At 60.2% G+C, this 21,237-nt stretch carries 19 protein-coding genes, 5 tRNA genes and 1 pseudogene; 8 read left to right on the top strand and 17 right to left on the bottom strand.

The annotated features are described in order from the left end of the window. Nucleotides 1-62: 62 nt before the first annotated feature. The 9 genes from nusG to FSY45_RS15655 form a co-directional block, all read right to left on the bottom strand. Nucleotides 63-650, bottom strand: coding sequence for a transcription termination/antitermination protein NusG (gene nusG / locus FSY45_RS15695; RefSeq protein WP_003065695.1), 588 nt, complete (start codon nt 648-650; stop codon nt 63-65). Continuing rightward, entirely contained in the window at nt 650-1,033 is a 384-nt protein-coding gene (secE, locus tag FSY45_RS15690; protein WP_012836790.1) for a preprotein translocase subunit SecE, read from the bottom strand. The genes nusG and secE overlap by 1 nt, the downstream gene beginning before the upstream one ends. Before the next feature lie 87 nt (nt 1,034-1,120). Next, nucleotides 1,121-1,196: transfer RNA gene (locus FSY45_RS15685), tRNA-Trp, on the bottom strand. A 9-nt stretch (nt 1,197-1,205) separates the two neighbouring features. Beyond that, the gene (gene tuf / locus FSY45_RS15680) at nt 1,206-2,396 is read right to left on the bottom strand and encodes an elongation factor Tu (protein ID WP_148748113.1); all 1,191 of its coding nucleotides are present in this window, start codon (nt 2,394-2,396) and stop codon (nt 1,206-1,208) included. Nucleotides 2,397-2,471: 75 nt separating this feature from the next. Beyond that, nucleotides 2,472-2,546: transfer RNA gene (locus FSY45_RS15675), tRNA-Thr, on the bottom strand. Nucleotides 2,547-2,589: 43 nt separating this feature from the next. Continuing rightward, nucleotides 2,590-2,663: transfer RNA gene (locus FSY45_RS15670), tRNA-Gly, on the bottom strand. A gap of 58 nt (nt 2,664-2,721) precedes the next feature. Next, a tRNA-Tyr gene (locus FSY45_RS15665) sits at nt 2,722-2,807 on the bottom strand. Between the two features lie 80 nt (nt 2,808-2,887). Then, nucleotides 2,888-2,963: transfer RNA gene (locus FSY45_RS15660), tRNA-Arg, on the bottom strand. Between the two features lie 74 nt (nt 2,964-3,037). Beyond that, the gene (locus FSY45_RS15655) at nt 3,038-3,658 is read right to left on the bottom strand and encodes a TetR family transcriptional regulator (protein ID WP_003065361.1); all 621 of its coding nucleotides are present in this window, start codon (nt 3,656-3,658) and stop codon (nt 3,038-3,040) included. 197 nt (nt 3,659-3,855) lie between these two features. On the opposite strand from FSY45_RS15655, the pseudogene FSY45_RS15650 reads away from it, so the two are divergent. From FSY45_RS15650 to FSY45_RS15635, 4 genes and pseudogenes are all read left to right on the top strand, one after another. Next, nucleotides 3,856-4,995 (top strand): annotated as a pseudogene (locus FSY45_RS15650) (efflux RND transporter periplasmic adaptor subunit); the annotation flags it as partial. A 211-nt stretch (nt 4,996-5,206) separates the two neighbouring features. Continuing rightward, on the top strand, nt 5,207-8,386 hold the full coding sequence (locus tag FSY45_RS15645) for an efflux RND transporter permease subunit (protein ID WP_003065367.1): 3,180 nt from the start codon (nt 5,207-5,209) through the stop codon (nt 8,384-8,386). After that, nucleotides 8,379-9,812 carry an efflux transporter outer membrane subunit gene (locus FSY45_RS15640; protein WP_012836785.1) on the top strand — a complete coding sequence of 478 codons (1,434 nt, stop codon included), beginning with the start codon at nt 8,379-8,381 and terminating at the stop codon, nt 9,810-9,812. The genes FSY45_RS15645 and FSY45_RS15640 overlap by 8 nt, the downstream gene beginning before the upstream one ends. Before the next feature lie 199 nt (nt 9,813-10,011). Continuing rightward, nucleotides 10,012-10,863, top strand: coding sequence for a cytochrome c5 family protein (locus FSY45_RS15635; protein ID WP_148748112.1), 852 nt, complete (start codon nt 10,012-10,014; stop codon nt 10,861-10,863). 86 nt (nt 10,864-10,949) lie between these two features. Here the strand turns inward: FSY45_RS15635 and FSY45_RS15630 are convergent, their stop codons facing one another. The 3 genes from FSY45_RS15630 to FSY45_RS15620 are packed head-to-tail and all read right to left on the bottom strand — an operon-like array spanning nt 10,950 to nt 13,260. Next, on the bottom strand, nt 10,950-11,507 hold the full coding sequence (locus FSY45_RS15630) for a DUF2946 family protein (protein WP_046462146.1): 558 nt from the start codon (nt 11,505-11,507) through the stop codon (nt 10,950-10,952). Nucleotides 11,508-11,536: 29 nt separating this feature from the next. Continuing rightward, the gene (locus FSY45_RS15625) at nt 11,537-12,508 is read right to left on the bottom strand and encodes a YheT family hydrolase (RefSeq protein WP_003065380.1); all 972 of its coding nucleotides are present in this window, start codon (nt 12,506-12,508) and stop codon (nt 11,537-11,539) included. Continuing rightward, on the bottom strand, nt 12,505-13,260 hold the full coding sequence (locus FSY45_RS15620; RefSeq protein ID WP_046462147.1) for a hypothetical protein: 756 nt from the start codon (nt 13,258-13,260) through the stop codon (nt 12,505-12,507). The genes FSY45_RS15625 and FSY45_RS15620 overlap by 4 nt, the downstream gene beginning before the upstream one ends. Before the next feature lie 115 nt (nt 13,261-13,375). Here FSY45_RS15620 and FSY45_RS15615 point away from each other — a divergent pair, with 115 nt between their 5' ends. From FSY45_RS15615 to FSY45_RS15605, 3 genes are all read left to right on the top strand, one after another. Continuing rightward, entirely contained in the window at nt 13,376-13,993 is a 618-nt protein-coding gene (locus FSY45_RS15615) for a LemA family protein (protein WP_003065385.1), read from the top strand. 84 nt (nt 13,994-14,077) lie between these two features. Next, a complete protein-coding gene (locus FSY45_RS15610; RefSeq protein ID WP_003065387.1) occupies nt 14,078-14,947 on the top strand; it encodes a YgcG family protein in 870 nt (289 codons plus the stop codon). A gap of 1 nt (nt 14,948) precedes the next feature. Continuing rightward, on the top strand, nt 14,949-15,488 hold the full coding sequence (locus FSY45_RS15605) for a TPM domain-containing protein (RefSeq protein WP_003065390.1): 540 nt from the start codon (nt 14,949-14,951) through the stop codon (nt 15,486-15,488). A gap of 44 nt (nt 15,489-15,532) precedes the next feature. On the opposite strand, the gene FSY45_RS15600 is transcribed toward FSY45_RS15605, so the two are convergent. Beyond that, the gene (locus FSY45_RS15600) at nt 15,533-16,189 is read right to left on the bottom strand and encodes a cold shock and DUF1294 domain-containing protein (RefSeq protein ID WP_255443337.1); all 657 of its coding nucleotides are present in this window, start codon (nt 16,187-16,189) and stop codon (nt 15,533-15,535) included. A 159-nt stretch (nt 16,190-16,348) separates the two neighbouring features. Here FSY45_RS15600 and FSY45_RS15595 point away from each other — a divergent pair, with 159 nt between their 5' ends. After that, complete coding sequence (locus FSY45_RS15595; RefSeq protein ID WP_012836777.1) at nt 16,349-16,618, top strand: hypothetical protein; 270 nt, start codon at nt 16,349-16,351, stop codon at nt 16,616-16,618. Nucleotides 16,619-16,780: 162 nt separating this feature from the next. Here the strand turns inward: FSY45_RS15595 and FSY45_RS15590 are convergent, their stop codons facing one another. The 4 genes from FSY45_RS15590 to atpA all read right to left on the bottom strand — a co-directional run bounded on the left by FSY45_RS15590 (nt 16,781) and on the right by atpA (nt 21,236). Continuing rightward, nucleotides 16,781-17,197 (bottom strand): F0F1 ATP synthase subunit epsilon, encoded by a 417-nt coding sequence (locus FSY45_RS15590; RefSeq protein WP_003059364.1) that lies wholly within the window; start codon nt 17,195-17,197, stop codon nt 16,781-16,783. A 150-nt stretch (nt 17,198-17,347) separates the two neighbouring features. Then, nucleotides 17,348-18,757 (bottom strand): F0F1 ATP synthase subunit beta, encoded by a 1,410-nt coding sequence (gene atpD, locus FSY45_RS15585; RefSeq protein WP_003065399.1) that lies wholly within the window; start codon nt 18,755-18,757, stop codon nt 17,348-17,350. 34 nt (nt 18,758-18,791) lie between these two features. Further along, nucleotides 18,792-19,658, bottom strand: coding sequence for a F0F1 ATP synthase subunit gamma (gene atpG, locus FSY45_RS15580; protein WP_003065400.1), 867 nt, complete (start codon nt 19,656-19,658; stop codon nt 18,792-18,794). A gap of 18 nt (nt 19,659-19,676) precedes the next feature. Further along, the gene (atpA, locus tag FSY45_RS15575) at nt 19,677-21,236 is read right to left on the bottom strand and encodes a F0F1 ATP synthase subunit alpha (RefSeq protein ID WP_003065402.1); all 1,560 of its coding nucleotides are present in this window, start codon (nt 21,234-21,236) and stop codon (nt 19,677-19,679) included. Nucleotide 21,237 lies beyond the last annotated feature (1 nt).

The raw sequence follows: 21,237 nt of genomic DNA, 5'->3' as shown, positions 1-21,237 counted from the left end.
ACTCTACAAAAAAGCTTCGCATCGAGTCAAAAAATGCGAAGCCCTAGATTCTATTGCGAATCTCAAGTTTTCTCAACTTGAGAGAATTCCAATTCCACAGGAGTCGCGCGGCCAAAGATGGTGACCGAGACACGCAGACGGTTCTTTTCGTAGTTGACTTCCTCGACGGAGCCATTGAAGTCCGCGAACGGACCTTCCTTGACACGAACCATTTCGCCGACCATGAACTCGACCTTGTGGCGGGGCTTTTCGGTGCCCTCCTGCATCTGGTCGACGATCTTGCGAACTTCCTCTTCAGAAATGGGGGCAGGACGGTTCTTGGCACCGCCAACGAAACCGGTCACCTTGCTGGTGTGCTTCACCAGGTGCCAGGTATCGTCATCCATCACCATTTCGACGAACACATAACCGGGAAACAGGCGGCGCTCTGTGGTGCGGCGAGTGCCGTTGCGCATTTCCACCACTTCTTCGGAAGGCACCAGGATGCGGCCAAACTTGGACTGCATGTCCGAGCGAGCAATACGCTCCGCAATATTGCGCTCGACAGCTTTCTCCATACCCGAATAGGCATGGACGATATACCAGCGCAGATCGGGATTGGCGGGTCCCGCTGCTCCACCATTCACATCTGTTTCGACTGCATCAGCCATTACTTCCTCCAGCCCAAAATCAAGTCGTACAAGACCCATTCAAGCGTCTTATCGGTGAACCACAAGAACAAGGCCATCACCACCACAAACGCAAAGACATACAGTGTCATCTGCATGGTTTCCTTGCGGGTGGGCCAGACCACCTTCTTCACCTCACGCCAAGCATCACGAGCAAAGCCAATGAAGCGCTTGCCCGGCTCAGAGATCAGAAACACGCCAGCAGCCAGCACCAGGCCGACAATCAGAGCCGCCCACTGAACCAGCGCACCTTGCTTGCTCAACAGATAAAAGCCAGCAATAGAAGCAACAACTAAAGCCGCAACAGCGGCTAATTTTGCTTTGTCAGCAGCAGAGCTGACTGTTTCAACCTGAGTAGTGGCCATATTTTGTTTCAAATGCACAAAAATGTGCAATTTCAAGACACAAAAGCCCGCCAAAGGCGGGCTCTTGTTGATTCCACCATTAAGAGGTGGCAGGGGCAGTAGGAATCGAACCTACAACCTTCGGTTTTGGAGACCGACGCTCTGCCAATTGAGCTATACCCCTACAAATCAATTATGCAATGATCGTGGCAACCACACCGGCGCCCACAGTACGACCACCTTCGCGGATAGCGAAGCGCAGACCTTCTTCCATGGCGATGGGGGAGATCAGCTTCACAGTGATCGACACGTTATCACCAGGCATCACCATTTCCTTGCCTTCGGGCAGTTCGATGGAGCCGGTCACGTCAGTTGTACGGAAGTAGAACTGAGGACGGTAGTTGTTGAAGAAGGGAGTGTGGCGACCGCCTTCGTCCTTCGACAGCACGTAAACTTCAGCAGTGAAGTTGGTGTGGGGCTTGATGGAGCCGGGCTTGCACAGCACTTGGCCGCGTTCCACGTCTTCACGCTTGGTGCCGCGCAGCAGCAGACCCACGTTGTCGCCAGCTTGACCTTGGTCCAGCAGCTTGCGGAACATTTCCACGCCGGTGACGGTGGTCTTGACGGTGTCCTTGATACCGACGATTTCGATTTCTTCGCCGACCTTGATGATACCGCGCTCGATACGGCCAGTCACCACGGTACCACGACCGGAGATGGAGAACACGTCTTCCACGGGCATCACGAAGGCGCCGTCAACAGCACGCTCGGGAGTGGGAATGTAGGTGTCCAGAGCTTCGGCCAGCTTCAGGATGGCAGGCTCGCCCTTGTCGGACTGGTCACCTTCCAGGGCCAGCTTGGCAGAGCCGCGGATGATGGGGGTGTCGTCACCGGGGAAGTCGTACTTGGACAGCAGCTCGCGCACTTCCATTTCGACCAGTTCCAGCAGTTCTTCGTCGTCCACCATGTCGGCCTTGTTCAGGAACACGATGATGTAGGGCACGCCCACCTGACGCGACAGCAGGATGTGCTCGCGAGTCTGGGGCATGGGGCCATCAGCAGCGGAGCAAACCAGGATAGCGCCGTCCATCTGAGCGGCACCAGTGATCATGTTCTTCACATAGTCAGCGTGACCGGGGCAGTCCACGTGAGCGTAGTGGCGGTTGGCAGTTTCGTACTCAACGTGCGAAGTGTTGATCGTGATACCACGAGCCTTTTCTTCGGGGGCGTTGTCGATCTGCGAGTAATCCTTGGCTTCACCGCCGAAGTGCTTGGACAGCACGGTAGCGATAGCAGCAGTCAGGGTGGTCTTGCCGTGGTCAACGTGACCGATGGTGCCCACGTTCACGTGGGGCTTGGTGCGCTCGAATTTTTCTTTTGCCATTTTTCCGACTCCGAAAAAATTAATTCACTGCAAGAGGATTTCGGCGCAACCCTATCAAGCGAGCGCACCAGAAAATGGTGCCCATGGCGGGAATCGGACCCGCGACCTCTCCCTTACCAAGGGAGTGCTCTACCACTGAGCCACATGGGCAAAGAAGCTGCAAAAACAACTTCTAAAATCTTTGCTCGCAAACTGGAGCGGGAGACGGGAATCGAACCCGCGTCATTAGCTTGGAAGGCTAGGGTTCTACCATTGAACTACTCCCGCACAGATTTACTACTGCACGTGACTGCTATTTCTAGCAATCGCTCTTCTCAACCATTGCTGGTGGAGGGGACAGGATTCGAACCTGTGTACGCGTTAGCGGGCAGATTTACAGTCTGCTGCCTTTAACCACTCGGCCACCCCTCCGAAGAGACTTGAATTGTAGCATCTATTTCCAGCTTAAAAAGAAATTTTGAAATTTCTTTTTTCTTGCCGAAGATCGATGCTGGCGCGGCTGGCGGGGATCGAACCCACGACCCTTGGCTTCGGAGGCCAATACTCTATCCACTGAGCTACAGCCGCGAATCCGTCAGGCCGCTCGCACGGCCAACAACAATTCAACAGCCGCAATTATTGCACGGGTTTGGACACCCAAATCACAAATTCACCTGAAATCCCAAACCAGACAAGTAGACATCCACCGACATCGAACCGACCTTGACCAATGAGAAACTCCCTTCCGTCAATACCCAACCATGTATAAGACCCACAAAAAGAGAGTGCAAACCGAGGGCTGCCTCCTCCGGGGATACCGACAACTGCACGGACTGCCCCTGTGCCGCAGCCGCCAGGTCGTGCGCAAATTTTTCCCGAGCAAAGCCTGAACTTTCTATATGCTGCAAACGCACATCCGCCAGTTCGCCCACGTATTCCATTTTGAATAGCGCCGTTTCAAACACCTTGCGTCTGCGCTCATCCTCGTCCAAGCTCTCGAACACACACAGGATGGAGTGACGAATGCGCTCTAGCGGCAACAGGTCACCATACCTGTCGTCACAGATTTCTTCGAAAGGCAGGCATATGCGCCCAAGCATGGAAACAAAGACATCCATCTTGTCCTTGAAGTGCCAGTACACCGCTCCGCGTGTCGCCCCTGCACGCTGGGCGATATCGCCCAGAGAGGTTCGAGATACACCTTTCTCGAAAAACACCTCTTCAGCCGCATCCAGCAGCTTGGTGCGCGTCTCATCCGCTTCAGCCTTGGTTCTTCGAGCCATCACTCACCCTCTTCATCAATCGCCGACGATAGCTCGCCGCGAGAAAAGCCATTTCTCAGCTGCTTTACGCAGCGTTTGCAATTATACATTTATGCATGTATGTATAATTCCCCTAGCACCGATATGCAGGAAACCATCTAGGGTTTCCACCCAAATGAGCGCTCCACTGCGGACAGCGCTCTTTTCTCGTTTTCACAATGTCAACCGGAAGGACGTTCATGCACCCGATGTATGAAGCAAACCAGGCTCCCGACAATCAGTCCCATTCAGCCGCATCCGGCACCCGCTCCATGGTCATAGGCCTGAGCTTGGCTGCTGCACTGGGCCTAGTCGCATGCAGTGACAAAAACGCGGAAGCTCAAAAAGCACAAGCAGCCGCTCAGGCACAGCCACCCGAAGTTGGTGTGGTGACGGTATCCATGCAGAACGTGCCTTTGATCTCCGATCTGCCAGGCCGCCTGGAGCCATCGCGCATCGCTCAGGTTCGCGCGCGCGCTGCCGGCATCGTGCAAAAGCGCCTGTTCCAGGAAGGCTCGGATGTCAAGGCTGGCCAAGCCCTGTTCCAGATTGATAACACCCCGTACAAGGCCAACCTGCAGAGCGCTCAGGCGACCCTGGCACAGGCCGAAGCCAATCTCGCTCAGGCATCTGCCACCGCACGCCGCTACAAGCCCCTGGTGGAAGCCAATGCCATCAGCAAGCAGGAGTACGACACCGCCATTGCCAACGAAAAGGCGGCACTGGCACAAGTTGCGGCAGGCAAGGCGGCTGTCACCAATGCCAATGTCAACCTGGGCTATGCCAGCGTGACCGCCCCCATCTCCGGACGCATCGGCCGCGCTCTGGTGACGGAAGGCGCTCTGGTCGGCCAGGGCGAAGCCACGCAGCTGGCGACCATTCAGCAGGTCAACCCGCTGTACGTGAACCTGACCCAGTCCTCTTCCGACATCATGCGCATGCGCGAAGCGCTCAGTTCCGGCAAGTTAGCAAAGGTAGGTGACAACGCCGCGCGCGTCCACGTCTATTTGGACGATGGCAAGGAGTACGCACACACCGGCAAGCTGCTGTTCACCGACCTGACCGTGGACCCGACTACCGGCCAGGTCAGCGTGCGCGCGGAGCTGCCCAATCCCGACGGACTGCTGTTGCCCGGCACTTATGTGCGCGTGCACCTGGAGCAGGCCCAGGTCGAGAACGCCGCGCTGATTCCGCAACAAGCCGTGACCCGCAACGAAAAGGGCAACTTCGTCATGATCGTGGCCGAGGATGGCTCCGTGGCACCGCGCCCCGTTCAGATCAGTCAGTCCAGTGGCAATAACTGGGTCGTCACATCCGGCCTGAAAGCTGGAGAAAAAGTCATGGTGGACGGCCTGATCAAGGTGGGCATGGGGGCCAAGAAGGTCAAGCCCGTCGAGATCAACAATGCGGCTGCCGGCGCACCAGCACAACCCTCTGCTGCGCCCCCCCGCCGCACCTGCGCAAGAGAAAGCCGCCACTCCAGCCGAAGGTGCTGGCGAAGGCCATGCAGCCAAGTAACAGGCACGATCCATGTCAAAGTTTTTCATTCACAGACCGATCTTTGCCTGGGTGATCGCGATTTTCGTGATCATTGCGGGCGTGATCTCCATCACCAAGCTACCGGTGGCACAGTTCCCATCGGTCGCACCTCCGACCATCAACGTGACAGCGACCTACCCGGGCGCCACGTCACAAACCATGACGGACTCCGTTCTGCAACTGATCGAGCGCGAAATCAACGGCGCGCAAGGTCTGATGTATATGGAAGCCTCCGCCCCTGCGGGCGGTCAAGGCACTCTGACCGTCACCTTTGCTCCGGGCACCAACCCCGATCTGGCGCAGGTGGACGTGCAAAACCGCCTCTCCCGCGTGCTGCCCCGCCTGCCTCAGGTCGTTCAGGCCCTGGGCGTGCGCGTGGACAAGTCCATGAGCAACTTCCTGATGATTCTGGCCTTCCAGGCCGAGTCTGGAGAGACTTCGCGTGACGACATTGCCGACTACGTGAACCGCAATGTGGTGCCTGAAATCCAGCGTCTGGACGGCGTGGGCAAGGCACAGCTGTTCGCATCGGGTCGTGCCATGCGCGTCTGGGTGGATCCTGCCAAGCTCCAAGGCTTCGGTCTGTCGATTGCATCGGTCAACGCAGCGATTGCCGCGCAGAACCAGCAGATTTCCGGTGGCGCCCTGGGCAACCTGCCCAGCACACCCGGCACCACCACCACCGCCACGATCGTGGTGCCCGGCCAGCTGACGACGCCCGAGGAATTCGGCGAAGTGGTGCTGCGCTCCAACTCCGACGGCTCCACCGTGCGCCTCAAGGATGTGGCCCGCATCGAGCTGGGCATCGAGAGCTATGCCTTCGAGTCCCGCCTGGACGGCAAGCCCGCCGTGGCCATGGCCGTGCAGCTGACCTCGACGGCCAACGCCATGGCGACCGCCAAGCTGGTCAAGGCCAAGATGGCCGAGATGGAGCCCTTCCTGCCTGCCGGTGTGAAGTGGTCCTCGCCCTACGACACCTCCAAGTTCGTGAAGATTTCCATCGAAAAGGTGGTGCACACGCTGCTTGAAGCCATCGTGCTGGTGTTCATCGTGATGCTGATCTTCCTGCAGAACATCCGCTACACCCTGATCCCCACCATCGTGGTGCCTATCGCGCTGCTCGGCACGTTTGCCGTGATGCTGGTGGCCGGCCTGACCATCAATATTCTGGCCATGTTCGCCATGGTGCTGGTGATCGGTATCGTGGTGGACGATGCCATCGTGGTGGTGGAAAACGTCGAGCGCATCATGGCCGAGGAAGGCCTCCCCCCCAAGGAAGCCACCATCAAGGCCATGGGCCAGATCCAGGGCGCCGTGGTCGGCATCACCGTGATTCTGGTGACGGTGTTCCTGCCCTTGGCCATGTTCTCCGGCGCGACCGGCAACATCTATCGCCAGTTCTCGCTGGTGATGGCCATCTCGATCTTCTTCTCGGGCTTCTTTGCGCTGACGCTGACGCCTGCGCTTTGCGCCACCATGCTCAAGCCCATTCCCAAGGGCCACGCGCACGACAAGAAGACCGGCTTGCTCGGCCCGTTCTACAACTGGTTCAACCGCAAGTTTGACGCAGGCACGAAGCGCTACTCTTCCGCACTCTCCGGTGTGGTCAAGCGCTCCGCTCAAGCCTTTATCGTCTATCTGCTGGTGATTGCCGGCGTGGTCTTCATGTTCATGCGACTGCCCACGGCCTTTCTTCCCACCGAAGACCAGGGCTATGTCATCTCGCTGGCTCAGTTGCCTCCCGGCGCCAGCCTGGAACGCACCAGCAAGACCATGGCTGAGCTGGAGAAGTTTGCCCTGAGCCAGCCTGAGACCGATCACATCGTGAGCATTCTGGGCTTCAGCTTCATGGGCCAGGGCCAGAACGTGGGCCTGGCGTTCACCACGCTCAAGGACTGGTCCGAGCGCGCAGGTGCTGGCTCGGATGCCAAATCCTTCGCTGACCGAGCCAAGGGCGCCATGTCAGCGCTGCGCGATGGTTTCATCTTCACGCTGGTCCCCCCCTCCATTTCGGAGCTGGGCAATAGCGACGGTTTCACCTTCCGTCTGCAAGACCGCGGCAGCAAGGGGCATGCAGCCTTGCTGGAAGCCCGCAATCAGCTGGTTGCCAAAGCCAACCAGAGCTCTGTGCTGACCGGCGTGCGCTTTGATGGCGTGGATGACGCCCCCCAATGGCAAGTGGACATCAATCGTGATGCGGTCTATGCCCAGCGCGTGAGCATGGGCGACCTGGCCACCACACTGGCAACCGCTCTGGGTTCGTCCAACTCCACAGACTTCCCCAACAACGGCTTTATGCAGCGCGTCACCATCCAGGCCGATGCCGCCCGCCGCATGCAGCCCGAGGACGTGATGCGCCTGACGGTTCCCAACGCGCAAGGCCAGCTGGTGGAGCTTTCCACCATGGTCAGCGCCAAGTGGATCAGCGGCCCCATGCAGCTGACACGCTACAACGGCTACCCCTCCATGAGCATCACCGGTCAGGCCAAACCCGGCTTCACCAGCGGTGACGCCATGAAGGAAATGGAAAAGCTGGCCCAGGAACTGCCCGACGGCTTCGGCTACGAGTGGACCGGTCAGTCTCTGGACGAGAAAAAGGCTGGCTCCTCGGCCATGCTGCTGTACGCGTTCTCCATCCTGGCCGTGTTCCTGTGTCTGGCCGCACTGTATGAAAGCTGGAGCATCCCGCTGTCCGTGCTGCTGGTCGTGCCTCTGGGCGTGTTCGGCGCCGTGGCCGGCATGCTGATGCGCGGCATGCCCAACGACATCTACTTCCAGGTGGCGCTGATCACGGTGATCGGCCTGTCGGCCAAGAACGCCATTCTGATCGTGGAGTTCGCTAAGGACCTGCATGCTGAAGGCAAGAGCGCGCTGGAAGCCGCGCTGGAAGCCGGTCATCTTCGTTTCCGTCCCATTCTGATGACCTCGCTGGCCTTTATTCTGGGCGTGGTGCCGCTGTACATCGCCTCCGGCGCCAGCGCTGCCAGCCAGAAGGAGATCGGCACCGGCGTGTTCTGGGGCATGGTGATCGGCACGCCGATCTCCGTGTTCCTGGTGCCCGTGTTCTTTGTGGCCGTGTTCAATCTGTTTGGCAAGAAGTCCAAGCAGGACTCCAACGCCACTCCCCCAGCGGCAACTTCTGCAGCACAGGGAGGCTCGCAACATGAATAAAACCTTGCTACCCGTAGCACTGGCCGGCGCGCTGCTGGCCAGCGGCTGCTCCTTCATCCCCACGCTGGAGCGCCCTGCCGCTCCGGTGGCCGAGCACTACTCGGCCACCGACGAGCAGGCTGGCGCCACGGCGGCTGCCGACATCCCCTGGCAGCAGTTCTACACGGACCCACGCCTGCAGCAGGTGATCCAGCTCGCGCTGGAAAACAACCGCGACCTGCGTGTGGCCGTGCTCAACATCGAAAAGGCACAGGCTCAGTACCAGATCCAGCGTGCCGGCCAGTTCCCGGAATTCGGTGTCGCAGGCAGCGCCAGCCGCCAGCCCAGCGCCACCACGGGCCGCTATGCCAACTCGTACATGGTGGGCCTTTCCATGCCCAGCTGGGAGATTGACTTCTGGGGGCGCATCGGCAGCCTCAAGCAGCAAGCTCTAGCCCAGTATCTGGCGACCGAGGAAGGCCGCAAAGCGGCCCAGATCAGTCTGATTGCAACGGTCGCCAACACCTGGCTGAACCTGCAGGCTGACGAGGAGTTGCTGGCCATTTCCCGTCGTACCCTGGGCACACGTGAGCAGTCCATCAAGCTGACCAAGCTGCGACTGGACTCCGGTGTCGCTTCCGAGCTGGACTACCGCCAAGCTCAGTCGCTGACCGAAAGCGCACGCGCCACGCTGGCCCAGCAAGCCGGTCAGCGCGAGCGCGACGTCAACGCCCTGACCCTGCTCGTGGGTCAGACCCTGCCTGCCGATCTGCTGACCAGCATGCAAGGCAAGCAACTGCGCGATCTGCCAGCCCTGGCCGATGTGCCTTCGGGCCTGCCTTCCGACCTGCTCCTGCGCCGGCCCGACATCCGCCAGGCAGAGCAAAGCATGATCGCCGCCAATGCCAGCATTGGTGCCGCACGTGCGCTGTTCTTCCCGAACATCTCCCTGACCGCCTCGGCAGGTTTCGCAAGCTCCGACATCTCCGATCTGCTCAAGTCGGACTCTGCGGCGTTCACGATTGCGCCTTCGCTGTATCTGCCCATTTTCAATGCAGGCCGCAATCGCGCCAATCTGCAGGTTGCAGAAGCCAGCCAGAAGATTGCCGTGGCTCAATACGAAGGCTCCATCCAGTCGGCCTTCCGCGAGGTGTCCGACACCTTGGTGAATCGCCAAGCACTCAAGGATCAGCTCGATGCCCAATCGCGTCAGCTGGAGGCAGAGCAGGTTCGCTACAAGCTGTCGGACCTGCGCTACACCAACGGTGTGGCCAGCTACCTGGATCTGCTGGATGCGCAGCGTTCACTGTTTGCACTGGAGCAGTCCGTGGTTCAGGTCCGCCTGGCGCAGCTGCAAAACCAGGTCAATCTCTACAAGGTGCTGGGCGGCGGCTGGACGCAGGCAAGCGCCAGCGACAACCCTGCGGCAGCAACTACAGCCCAGTAATCGGGCCAAGTTTTGCACTCTCACACAAGGCGTCTTCGGACGCCTTTTTTCATGCACGCCACAAATTGGCTGCACAAAGTTGATCCAACTCAACTCCTTTATGCAGCAGCCGTCAACCCGGATCGTCGTGCACTGGCATTCTTAACCCTCACTTCTATAATGGTTTGTTCATCCCCATCCCACGATCTCAGAGGACTTCATGAGCGAGCAACACCACGAAGAAGCCCATACAGGCCCCATTAAAAAACCCAAGCAGTTGTTGCTTGCCGTCTTCTTCTCGTTTGTGGTTCCCATCTTCGTCATCATCGGTCTGGTCAAGTTCGTGACTTCGTCCGACACCACGGGCGCAGGTACGGCCAATGCCGAAATGGCCAAGGCCATGCGTCTGCAAAAAGTGGGTACGGTGGAAATTCGTGATGCCAACCGTCCTCTGCGCGGCGGAGCCGAAGTCTTCAAGTCGCAATGCGCGGCCTGCCATGAAACCGGCGTAGCCGGCGCCCCCAAATTCCAGGATGCAGCAGCCTGGGGCCCGCGCATCAAGCAGGGCCTGGAAACGCTGGTGCACTCTGCCCTGGCTGGCAAGGGTGCGATGGCGGCCCAGGGCGGCGGCGAGTTCAATGACACGGAAATTGCCCGTGGCGTGGTCTATATGAGCAATGCTGCCGGCGCCAACTTCCCCGAGCCCCAGCCTGCAGCCGGTGATGCCCCCGCAGCAGCACCTGCGGCCCCCGTCGCCGCTGCACCGGCAGCAGCTGTTGCAGCCGCCGAGCCAGCACCTGCAGCCGCCCCGGCTCCCGCAGCTGCCGCGGCCTCCGATGTGGGCAAGAACCTCTACAACACCACCTGCATGGCCTGCCACGCCAGTGGCGTAGCCGGGGTTCCCAAGTTTGGCGACAAGGCTGCCTGGGCACCTTTCATTGCCAAGGGCATGGACGATATGGTGCAGAAGGCCACCCAAGGCGTGGGCGCCATGCCTCCCAAGGGCGGCTCCACCGCATCGGATGCAGACTTCAAGGCCGCCATCCAGTACATGGTGGATGCAGCCAAGTAGGCGCCCCTCTGCCCCGCAAAAACCGGCTTTTGGCCGGTTTTGTTATTTTTGGCCTCAAACCCTTTGCACACAAACGAAAGCTGCTATCAGACTTGATAGCCCTCAGGACTGGGCACAAAACCGAACTGCAACGGCAGCAAGGCGCTCTCGATATCCTGCGCCTCGGGCAGCGCACCACTCTCCAGCGCATTGGCGGCATCCAGCATGTCCAGGCTGTGCACCATGCCCAGGCCTTGCGGCAGGGCCAGAAACAGCCGCCCCAGCTCGTCCAGCAGCACCTGCTGCACCTGTTCGGCAGCCAGCTCCTGGCCCGTATGACTGTGCAACTGCAAGCCATGCTCCGCGTATCGCAGACGCCATATCCATGGCGCGCTCTCCAGTTCCACATACACGCGCTGCGGGCCGTTCTGAAAATACCAGCGACCATCTGCCTCGACCAGATAGTTGCGTCCGATGAATTCGGCCAACTTTTCGTGGCGCAGCAGATTGCCCCTGGAGCCGGGTTTGCCGCTGGCAAACGCACCGCAGACCTGGGCCTGCTCGTCCCTGAGCCACCACTGGCCACGCGCATCCAGACCCAGCCAGCCACTGCAGGCCGGGACATTGGGCCACTTGAGCATGGCCTGTTTCACGATGTCATCCATCACTCATCTCCTGATTATTCTGCGAACGCTCAGAGCCACTGCTCCAGCCACTCGGTCACCGCCAGCGGCATGGCCTGCACATGGGCGGGCCAGGCTCCGCTGGCAAAGCCCACATGTCCGCCGTGCGGCGGCTGCCATAGCTGCACGGTGGCACTGACCTCATCGGGCCTGGGCAGGCTGTGCGCCGGCACAAAGGGATCGTTGCGCGCATTGAGCAGCAACAAGGGCACGGCCACTTGCTTGAGCAGGGGCTTGGCCGAGGCCCGGCGCCAGTAATCATCGGCATCCCTGAAGCCATGGACCGGGGCCGTGAACACATCGTCAAAGTCATGCAGGGTGCGTGCGCGCTGCAGCCGCTCCCTATCGAACACCCCCGGCGACTGCTGCCATTTGGCGAGGGCCTTGGGCACCAGGGTACGCATGAACATGGGGGTGTAGATCCAGCGATTGAGCCCCTGGCCCAGATTGACGCCTCCGGCCACCAGGTCCAGCGGCGCACAGATCACTGCCGCGCCCTTGACGAGCTCTGCGGCCGCCTGCTGCTGCAGCCCGGCCCAGCGCGCCAGGGCATTGCCGCCCAGCGACACTCCCATGGCCAGCAACTCTCCGCCCGCGCCTTGACGCAGCCGACGCAAAATCCAGTCCAGCTCGTCCGCATCGCCGGAGTGGTAGGCGCGTAGCAAGTGATTGGGCTCACCGCTGCAGCCGCGAAAATGCGGCACGGCCAGATGCCAGCCGCGCTGCGCGCAGACCTGTGCCAGGGCCTTGGCGTAGTGGCTGGAGGAAGAGCCTTCCAGGCCATGAAACAGCACCAGTGTGGGAGCGCTTGCACTTGCCATATGGCTTGAAAAATCGATATCGATGAAATCGCCATCGGGCGTATCCCAGCGCTCGCGCCGCCACGCCGGAGACTCTCCGCCCTTCGCACAGAGTGCAGCCCAAATGGTCTGGACATGACCTCCGGGCTGCCACCAAGGTGCACGAAATTGTTCGAAATTCATGAGAAACCCAGCCAGCTCCGCAGCTCTGACTGCAGAGCGTCTTTCTGTGCCGCACGCCAGACCAGCTCAGGCGGAGCCACATGAATTCCCGGCGGTGCCTTGAGCAAGGCTGCCTCCACCAGACGAGCCACATGCATGGCGCGCACCGGTCGCTCCGTCTGCGGCAGCATATAGCTGAGCGCCGACAGCATGGTCTTTGCCGTGCGCTGCAGCCAATGGCCTGCATTGATTTTCTGGGCTTCTCTGGCCGAGCGCACAAAAATCAGGCGCTCGAAGCCCAGCGCAGCTACGCCTTGCTCATTGAGATTGGCCAGCCCCTGCTTCAAAGCCTGGGGCAGGCTACCCATATCGTGGGGCAGCACCACGGCAAGCGTATGCACGCCACAGCGCTGCATCCACTGCGCCACCGCTTGCAGCTGGTCGGGCCGGGGCGTCCACAAGGCGCGCTCGCGCTGGTAATAGGGACGCGGAGGCTCAAACATGATGAGGCCCACATCGGCGCTCTGCACAGGCCATTGCTGCACATCGCCGTGCAGTTGCGTCAGCAACTCCATGCCACGCAGGCCCTGGACATAGGGCTCGCGTGCCAGCACCTGGACCAGCGCATAGTTCTGCGCGCCTACCACGCGACTGAGCACCTCGTTGCCCAGCGGCCCCGTGGCCCCGGCCAGCAACAGGCGCGGCAAGGTTGCAGTTTTCGGGCCGGGACGCTGTGCGCCACGCAGGGCATCGAGTGGAGAAACAGTGGACATGATTGCAATGCTAGCGCCGCTGGACAGCGGACAAGGTGACAGGCCTTGCACGCACACGAACCAAGCAAGCGCTTATGCTATGGTTTCCGTCTCAATCTCGTGAATGGAAACACCCATGAAACGCTGGCTTCTGGCAATCGCAACCGCGGCCTCCATGCTCTCCCTCACGGGCTGCGGCTATAACGACTTTCAGCGTCTGGATGAAAAATCCAAGGCCGCCTGGAGCGAGGTGCTGAATCAGTACCAGCGCCGCTCGGACCTGATCCCGAACATTGTCGCTACGGTCAAGGGCGAGGCCAACTTCGAGCAGGAGACCCTGACCAGGGTGATCGAAGCACGCGCCAAGGCCACCTCGATTCAGGCCACGCCCGAGCTGATCAACAACCCTGAAGCCTTCAACAAGTTCCAGCAAGCTCAGGGCGAGATTTCCAGCGCGCTCTCGCGCCTGATGGTGGTGGCGGAAAAATACCCCGAACTCAAGGCCAACCAGGCGTTCCGCGATCTGCGCGTAACGCTGGAGGGTACGGAAAATCGCATCACCGTGGCGCGCAACGAATACATAGGCACCGTACAAGCCTACAACGTGCTGGCGCGCAGCTTCCCCACCAATATCACGGCCAAGGTATTCAGCTACAAGGTCAAGCCGACCTTCACGGTACAAAACGAAGCCCAGATCTCGCAACCACCAGCCGTTGACTTTTCCACACCCGCAGCGCCTGCTGGCAGCAAGTAATTGTGCGCAGCGCTCTTTGAACCCATGCAAAAATCGCATCAAGCCCTTATCTACAAAGCGCTTGCAGCTATTGTTTTTGCTAGCATGGTGCTACTGTCGGCGCTGCCGGCCCTGGCGCAGGGTGGCGCAGGCGCTCAGCTGCAAGCTGTACCCGAGCTGACGGCGCGCGTCATCGACCAGACCGGTACGCTGAGCCAGAGCGATCAGCAGGCGCTGAGCGAGCAGCTCAAGAAACTGGAGGACGAGACCGGCGCCCAGGTCGCCGTGCTCATGGTCGCCACCACGGCTCCGGAAGACATTGCTGCCTATGCCTGGCGCGTAGCCAGCAGCTGGAAGCTGGGGCGCAAGGACATAGGCGACGGCTCTCTCATCGTCGTGGCCAAGAACGACAGGCGCATGCGCATCGAGGTGGCGCGCAAGCTCGAAGGCGCGATTCCCGACATCCAGGCCGCACGCATCATCGACGGCGCCATGAAGCCGCGCTTCCGCGCCGACGACTATGCGGGCGGACTGTCTGCCGCCATCGAGCAGATGAGCCTGCTGATTCACGGCGAGAAACTGCCCGCACCGCAGTCCCAGGCTCGCAAGTCCGGCCCATCCTGGTCCGAACATCTGGACTTTCTGCTGCCGCTGCTGTTCTTCGGCTTTCCGATCGGGATTGCCATCGCCCGCGCCATCTTCGGCCGCGTGCTGGGTTCGCTGCTCATTGGCGGCATTGCCGGGGCGGCCGCTTATGTGATCACCACCAGCCTGTTGATTGCAGGCGTGGCCGGCGTTGTTGGCCTGATCTTCACCCTGCTCTCCAATCTCTCGCGTGGCGGAGGCGGCCCCTACATCAGCACCGGCGGAGGCGGCTGGAGCAGCGGCGGCGGCGGTGGTTTCAGTTCCGGGGGCGGCTTCAGCTCCGGTGGCGGCGGCAGCTTTGGTGGCGGTGGCGCCTCGGGGGACTGGTGAAATGAGCAATGTCTTTCAACGCCTGGCACGCCTGGTACGACACCGCTGGGCCGAACAGCATCTGCGCAAGGCCTTGCCGCCTGCCACGCTCAAGGAGCTGGAATTGCTGATCGCCAAAAGCGAGCTGGGCCACACCGGCCAGGTCCGCATCTGCGTAGAGGCCGGCCTGCCCTGGAGCTATATCTGGCGCGATGCCACGGCGCGCGAGCGCGCTCTCTCGCAGTTCGCCAAGCTCCATGTCTGGGACACGGAGCACAACAACGGCGCCCTGATCTACCTGCTGCTGGCCGACCACGCCATAGAAATCGTGGCCGACCGCGCCCTGGACCGCACCATGAACGCCGAGCAATGGCAAACGCTGATCAGCGATATGCAGTCCGCCTTCCAGGGCGGGCATTTCAGCGTGGGTCTGGTATCGGCACTGGAGCGTGTCAACCGGCAGCTGCAGGCGCATTTTCCGCGCAAATCCGCGGCCAACACACAGCGAAACCTGCCCGATACGCCCGTGGTCCAAAGGCATCTGCCGAGCCGCAGCCGCTGATCCGGTTCTGCCGCCGCATGCGCCGGCTGCAGACCGCAGAAGCCTCAGGCCAGCACATGTCGCCCGTATGGCGAACACAGCCAGAGCACGGCCGCCACATTGATCAGGACCATGAGCCAGAACTGCAGCTGAAAGCTGGTCTTACTGCTTTTGTGGCGCAGCCACTGCTGGGCCAGCAGGGCACCGGGCCAGCCTCCGGCCAGCGCCATGGTCTGCAGCGTTTTTTCCGGCGTGCGCCACCGCCCCTTCTGGGCGGCCCATTTGTCCTGCCAGTAGGCCATGAAGGTCAGCATGCTCAGGCCTGCATAGATCAGCCAGAGGATGCGCGGTATGCCCCAGATCACGGCAGTGGCCAGCATCATCAGCAGCCAGACCAGCAACACGCCATAGCTGAAGCCACTGGAGGCATGCCAGCCCTGAGGCACCGCACGCGAGGACTGCAAACGCCCTGCAGAAGGGCTGTTGTGCCGCACCGAAGAAGACCGTGCCTGAGGCACTGGGCCGCCAGCTCGCCACGCAACCTGAAGCGCGCGTTTTCTGCCCTGCTCCATGCCGACGGAAAACTCCAGGCGCAGGCCGGGCCGAGGACGCTGCTCTGCGGGCGGGCGCGGCTCAAAAGCACTGATATGGACAAACAGGCGCTCGCCACCGCCATCGGCCTCTATCCAGCCAAAGCCACGCTCGTCATTCCATTGCGTCAAGGTACCGCTGTAGCGCATCCATGTCCTTTGTTGTTTTTGACACCGCGAACAGGCCCGGTGATGCAAAAAGCAGGCGGGCCCTATCCAGAAAAAACCTTTTTACCCGCATGGCTGTGTTAGTTTTGGGGCAGCCGTATTTTCTTAAGAAAGCACTCAAGCATGCAGAAATCTCTGTTCTCTCTGGCCGTCATCAGCTCTGTCCTGGCACTGAGCGCCTGCTCCTCCATCAGCCCCAGAGGCGCCGAAGCACCGGCTGAATACGACTACGCACTGAGCTGCAAGCTCAAGGAAGATGACCCCAAGAAGTGCGAAGCCCAGATCCGAGCCCTCTGCGAAGACCCCAGCAAGGCCGTGGTGCGCAAATCGCGCCATGTGGACCCCAAGGACAACTCCGTGGTCTACGGCTATCAGGCCGCCTGCAACGGCTAAGCCGCTTGCGCGCTGCCGCGGTTCAGAATCCTGCTGGTTTCGGGATCAATCCCTTTTGGGACAAGCGCAGTGCGCTTCGATTTACGCAGCAGCAGTCCATAAAAAAAGCCACCGCATGCGGTGGCTTTTTGCTGCTGATGCATGTGCTCAGGGCACAGCACATCAACGCTTCTGGCGGTACTTGCGCAGAGCAGCAATCTGAGCCGCCATCACGGCCAGCTCGGACTGTGCACGAGCGATGTCCAGTTCGCCCTTGGCGTTCTTCAGGGCTTCCTCGGCCGCAGCCTTGGCCTTTTGCGCCTTTTCATCGTCCAGATCCTTGCCGCGGATGGCGGTGTCGGACAGCACGGTCACGCAGTTGGGTTGCACTTCCAAAATGCCGCCGGCCACGAAGACGAACTCTTCGCTGCCGTCAGGCATTTCGATGCGCACCGAACCCGGCTTGATGCGGGTGATCAGCGGTGTGTGGCGGGGATAAATGCCCAACTCGCCCGCTTCACCGGGCAAGGCGACAAAGCGCGCTTCACCGGAGAAGATGGACTCTTCGGCACTGACCACATCAACGTGAATAGTGTTCATCTTTGCTCCTAGAAAAGGTAAAAACTGGTCCTAAAACAAGCACACCCCAAGCCAGAGACGCCGAGCAAGGGCCGCCCCGCAGCGAGGGCGTCGTCCCCCTCCTGGAAGAGAGGGGGAAGCGGCGCAAGCCGCTCAGGGGGTGCAAGCCAGTTAGGCAGCCAGCTTCTTGGCCTTCTCGAAGGCTTCGTCGATGGTACCAACCATGTAGAAAGCCTGTTCGGGCAGGTGGTCGGCTTCGCCGTTCACGATCATCTTGAAGCCACGGATGGTTTCAGACAGGGGAACGTACTTGCCGGGAGCACCAGTGAACACTTCAGCCACGTGGAAAGGCTGAGACAGGAAACGCTGGATCTTACGAGCACGAGCCACAGTCAGCTTGTCTTCGGGAGCCAGTTCGTCCATGCCCAGAATCGCGATGATGTCGCGCAGTTCCTTGTAGCGCTGCAGCGTACCCTGCACTTGGCGAGCCACCTTGTAGTGCTCTTCGCCAACCACTTGGGGGTCCAGCTGACGGCTGGTGGAGTCCAGAGGATCCACAGCGGGGTAGATACCCAGCGAAGCGATGTCACGGGACAGCACCACGGTGGAGTCCAAGTGAGCAAAAGTGGTGGCGGGCGAGGGGTCGGTCAAGTCATCCGCTGGCACGTAAACGGCCTGGATGGAAGTGATCGAGCCAACCTTGGTGGAGGTAATACGCTCTTGCAGCTTACCCATTTCTTCAGCCAGGGTAGGCTGGTAGCCCACGGCGGAAGGCATACGGCCCAGCAGAGCGGACACTTCGGTACCGGCCAGTGTGTAGCGGTAGATGTTGTCCACGAAGAACAGCACGTCCTTGCCTTCGTCACGGAACGACTCAGCCATGGTCAGGCCGGTCAGCGCCACGCGCAGACGGTTTCCTGGGGGCTCGTTCATCTGACCGTAAACCATGGCAACCTTGGACTCGCCCAGGTTCTCTTGGTTCACAACGCCAGCGTCGGACATTTCGTGATAGAAGTCGTTACCTTCACGGGTACGCTCACCCACACCAGCGAACACCGACAGACCGCTGTGGGCCTTGGCGATGTTGTTGATGAGTTCCATCATGTTCACGGTCTTGCCCACACCGGCACCACCGAACAGGCCCACCTTGCCGCCCTTGGCGAAGGGGCAGACCAAGTCGATCACCTTGATACCGGTTTCCAGCAGTTCCTGCGAAGGCGACAGTTCGTCGTAAGCAGGAGCCTTGCGGTGGATGGCGGCGGTCAGGGTCTGGTCCACGGGACCACGTTCGTCGATGGGGTTGCCCAGCACGTCCATGATGCGGCCCAGGGTAGCCTTACCCACGGGAACGGTGATGGGGTTGCCGGTGTTGGTGACCATCAGGCCACGCTTCAGGCCGTCCGAAGAACCCAGGGCAATGGTACGCACCACGCCGTCGCCCAGCTGCTGCTGAACTTCCAGGGTCAGGGCCGAGCCTTCCAGCTTCAAGGCGTCATACACCTTGGGCACCTGGCCGTGGGCAAACTCCACGTCCACCACGGCGCCGATACATTGAACAATCTTGCCTTGTACTTGAGCCATTTTTTGCTCCAATCTGTTTGTTCGTTAAAGCCGTTTACACAGCGGCTGCGCCTGCCACGATTTCCGACAACTCGGTCGTAATCGCTGCCTGACGCGTCTTGTTGTAGACCAGCTTCAACTCGCTGATGACGTTGCCGGCGTTGTCGGTAGCGGCCTTCATGGCCACCATGCGCGCCGATTGCTCGGACGCCATGTTTTCCGCAACTGCCTGGTACACGAGGGACTCCACGTAACGAACCAGCAGTTCGTCGATGACGCTTTGAGCGTCAGGTTCGTAGATGTATTCCCACGATGCACCCGTCTTCTCGGCTTGCAATTTTTCGGACGACAGGGGGAGCAGTTGCTCCACCACCGACTCCTGCTTCATGGTGTTGATGAACTTGGTGTACGCCAGGTACACCGCGCTCAGCTTGCCTTCAGCATATTGGTCCAGCAACACCTTGACAGGCCCGATGAGCTTGTCGAGGTGAGGCGTGTCGCCCAAGCCTGTAGCGTGAGAGACCACCTTGGCACCGACACGGTTCAGGAAACCCAGTCCCTTGCCGCCAATGGCCACTGCATCTGTCGCAACACCCGCATCCTGCAGTTCGCGCAACTTGTTGGTGACGACACGCAACACGTTGGTGTTCATGCCGCCGCACAAACCCTTGTCGGTCGTCACCACGATGACGCCGACCTTCTTGGCATCGTTCACTTGCATGAACGGATGCACATATTCAGGGTTAGCTTCGCCAAGATGGGCTGCAATGTTGCGGATTTTTTCGCTATATGGACGGGCAGCCAGCATCCGGTCCTGCGCCTTGCGCATTTTGGATGCAGCCACCATTTCCATGGCTTTGGTGATCTTCTTGGTGTTTTCCACCGATTTGATCTTGCCGCGTATTTCCTTACCTGCTGCCATGATGACTCCTCGCCGGTATTAAGCGAAGGACTTCTTGAATGCAGTAATGGCTGCAGTCAGTTCAGCTTCGTCCTTGCCTTCCTTGTCGAAAGCACGCTTTTCGTTCAGACGGTCGAGCAGAGCGCCGTGGCTGGTCTTCAGGAACTGGTGCAGACCAGATTCGAAGGGCAGCACTTGCTTGACTTCGATGTCGTCCATGAAGCCCTTGTTCACTGCGAACAGCGAAGCAGCCATCAGAGCGGTCGACAGAGGAGAGTACTGAGCCTGCTTGAGCAGTTCGGTCACGCGGGCACCGCGGTCCAGCTGCTTGCGGGTTGCATCGTCCAGGTCGGAAGCGAACTGCGCAAAGGCAGCCAGTTCACGGTACTGAGCCAGGTCGGTACGGATACCGCCGGACAGGCCCTTTACAACCTTGGTCTGAGCGGAACCACCCACGCGGGACACCGAAATACCGGCGTTGATAGCGGGGCGGATACCGGCGTTGAACAGGCTGGTTTCCAGGAAGATCTGGCCGTCGGTAATCGAAATCACGTTCGTGGGAACGAAAGCGGACACGTCGCCAGCTTGTGTTTCGATGATAGGCAGAGCGGTCAGAGAACCGGTCTTGCCCTTGACTTCACCCTTGGTGAAGGCTTCGACGTAGTCGGCGTTCACGCGAGCGGCACGCTCCAGCAGACGGCTGTGGAGATAGAACACGTCGCCGGGGAAGGCTTCACGTCCGGGGGGACGACGCAGCAGCAGCGAAACTTGACGGTAGGCCACGGCTTGCTTGGACAGATCGTCATAAACGATCAGAGCGTCTTCGCCGCGGTCGCGGAAGTATTCGCCCATGGTGCAGCCAGCGTAGGCCGACACGTACTGCATGGCAGCGGATTCAGAGGCGGTGGCAGCCACGACGATGGTGTAGTCCATCGCGCCGGCTTGTTCCAGAGAGCGCACCACGTTCTTGATCGAAGAAGCCTTCTGACCAATAGCCACGTAGATACAGATAACGCCCTGGCCCTTCTGGTTGATGATGGCGTCGATAGCGACAGCCGTCTTACCAGTCTGACGGTCACCAATGATCAGTTCACGCTGACCACGGCCCACGGGAACCATGGAGTCGATGGACTTGATACCGGTTTGCAGGGGCTGATCCACGGATTGACGTGCGATCACGCCAGGAGCGACCTTCTCGATCACGTCCGTCATCTTGGCGTTGATGGGGCCCTTGCCGTCGATAGGCTGACCCAGGGCGTTCACCACGCGGCCGACCAGCTCGGGGCCCACGGGCACTTCCAGGATACGGCCGGTGCACTTGACGGTGTTGCCTTCTGCGATGTGCTCGTAAGCACCCAGAATCACGGCGCCCACGGAGTCGCGCTCCAGGTTCAGAGCCAGACCGTAAGTGGGTTGACCGTCGGCGCCTGCGGGGAATTCCAGCATTTCGCCAGCCATCACGTCCGACAGGCCGTGCACGCGCACGATACCGTCAGTCACCGACACCACGGTGCCTTGGTTACGGACGTCAGTGCTAGCAGCCAGCCCTTCGATGCGGCTCTTGATCAGTTCAGAAATTTCTGCGGGATTGAGTTGCATG

Source organism: Comamonas sp. Z1, assembly GCF_008121555.1.
GTDB classification, from domain to species: domain Bacteria; phylum Pseudomonadota; class Gammaproteobacteria; order Burkholderiales; family Burkholderiaceae_C; genus Comamonas; species Comamonas thiooxydans.
Note: the sequence above shows the minus strand (reverse complement) of the source record. Positions and strands in the feature narration are given on the sequence as shown.

What these genes read in the sequence shown, in the direction of transcription:
- tuf (WP_148748113.1), bottom strand. Translation starts at nt 2,396, where the DNA reads ATGGCAAAAGAAAAATTCGAGCGCACCAAGCCCCACGTGAACGTGGGC.
- FSY45_RS15610 (WP_003065387.1), top strand. Translation starts at nt 14,078, where the DNA reads ATGGTGCTACTGTCGGCGCTGCCGGCCCTGGCGCAGGGTGGCGCAGGC.
- FSY45_RS15605 (WP_003065390.1), top strand. Translation starts at nt 14,949, where the DNA reads ATGAGCAATGTCTTTCAACGCCTGGCACGCCTGGTACGACACCGCTGG.
- nusG (WP_003065695.1), bottom strand. Translation starts at nt 650, where the DNA reads ATGGCTGATGCAGTCGAAACAGATGTGAATGGTGGAGCAGCGGGACCC.
- atpD (WP_003065399.1), bottom strand. Translation starts at nt 18,757, where the DNA reads ATGGCTCAAGTACAAGGCAAGATTGTTCAATGTATCGGCGCCGTGGTG.
- FSY45_RS15590 (WP_003059364.1), bottom strand. Translation starts at nt 17,197, where the DNA reads ATGAACACTATTCACGTTGATGTGGTCAGTGCCGAAGAGTCCATCTTC.
- FSY45_RS15595 (WP_012836777.1), top strand. Translation starts at nt 16,349, where the DNA reads ATGCAGAAATCTCTGTTCTCTCTGGCCGTCATCAGCTCTGTCCTGGCA.
- FSY45_RS15625 (WP_003065380.1), bottom strand. Translation starts at nt 12,508, where the DNA reads ATGAATTTCGAACAATTTCGTGCACCTTGGTGGCAGCCCGGAGGTCAT.
- FSY45_RS15630 (WP_046462146.1), bottom strand. Translation starts at nt 11,507, where the DNA reads ATGGATGACATCGTGAAACAGGCCATGCTCAAGTGGCCCAATGTCCCG.
- FSY45_RS15635 (WP_148748112.1), top strand. Translation starts at nt 10,012, where the DNA reads ATGAGCGAGCAACACCACGAAGAAGCCCATACAGGCCCCATTAAAAAA.
- FSY45_RS15640 (WP_012836785.1), top strand. Translation starts at nt 8,379, where the DNA reads ATGAATAAAACCTTGCTACCCGTAGCACTGGCCGGCGCGCTGCTGGCC.
- atpG (WP_003065400.1), bottom strand. Translation starts at nt 19,658, where the DNA reads ATGGCAGCAGGTAAGGAAATACGCGGCAAGATCAAATCGGTGGAAAAC.
- atpA (WP_003065402.1), bottom strand. Translation starts at nt 21,236, where the DNA reads ATGCAACTCAATCCCGCAGAAATTTCTGAACTGATCAAGAGCCGCATC.
- FSY45_RS15620 (WP_046462147.1), bottom strand. Translation starts at nt 13,260, where the DNA reads ATGTCCACTGTTTCTCCACTCGATGCCCTGCGTGGCGCACAGCGTCCC.
- FSY45_RS15615 (WP_003065385.1), top strand. Translation starts at nt 13,376, where the DNA reads ATGAAACGCTGGCTTCTGGCAATCGCAACCGCGGCCTCCATGCTCTCC.
- FSY45_RS15655 (WP_003065361.1), bottom strand. Translation starts at nt 3,658, where the DNA reads ATGGCTCGAAGAACCAAGGCTGAAGCGGATGAGACGCGCACCAAGCTG.
- secE (WP_012836790.1), bottom strand. Translation starts at nt 1,033, where the DNA reads ATGGCCACTACTCAGGTTGAAACAGTCAGCTCTGCTGCTGACAAAGCA.
- FSY45_RS15645 (WP_003065367.1), top strand. Translation starts at nt 5,207, where the DNA reads ATGTCAAAGTTTTTCATTCACAGACCGATCTTTGCCTGGGTGATCGCG.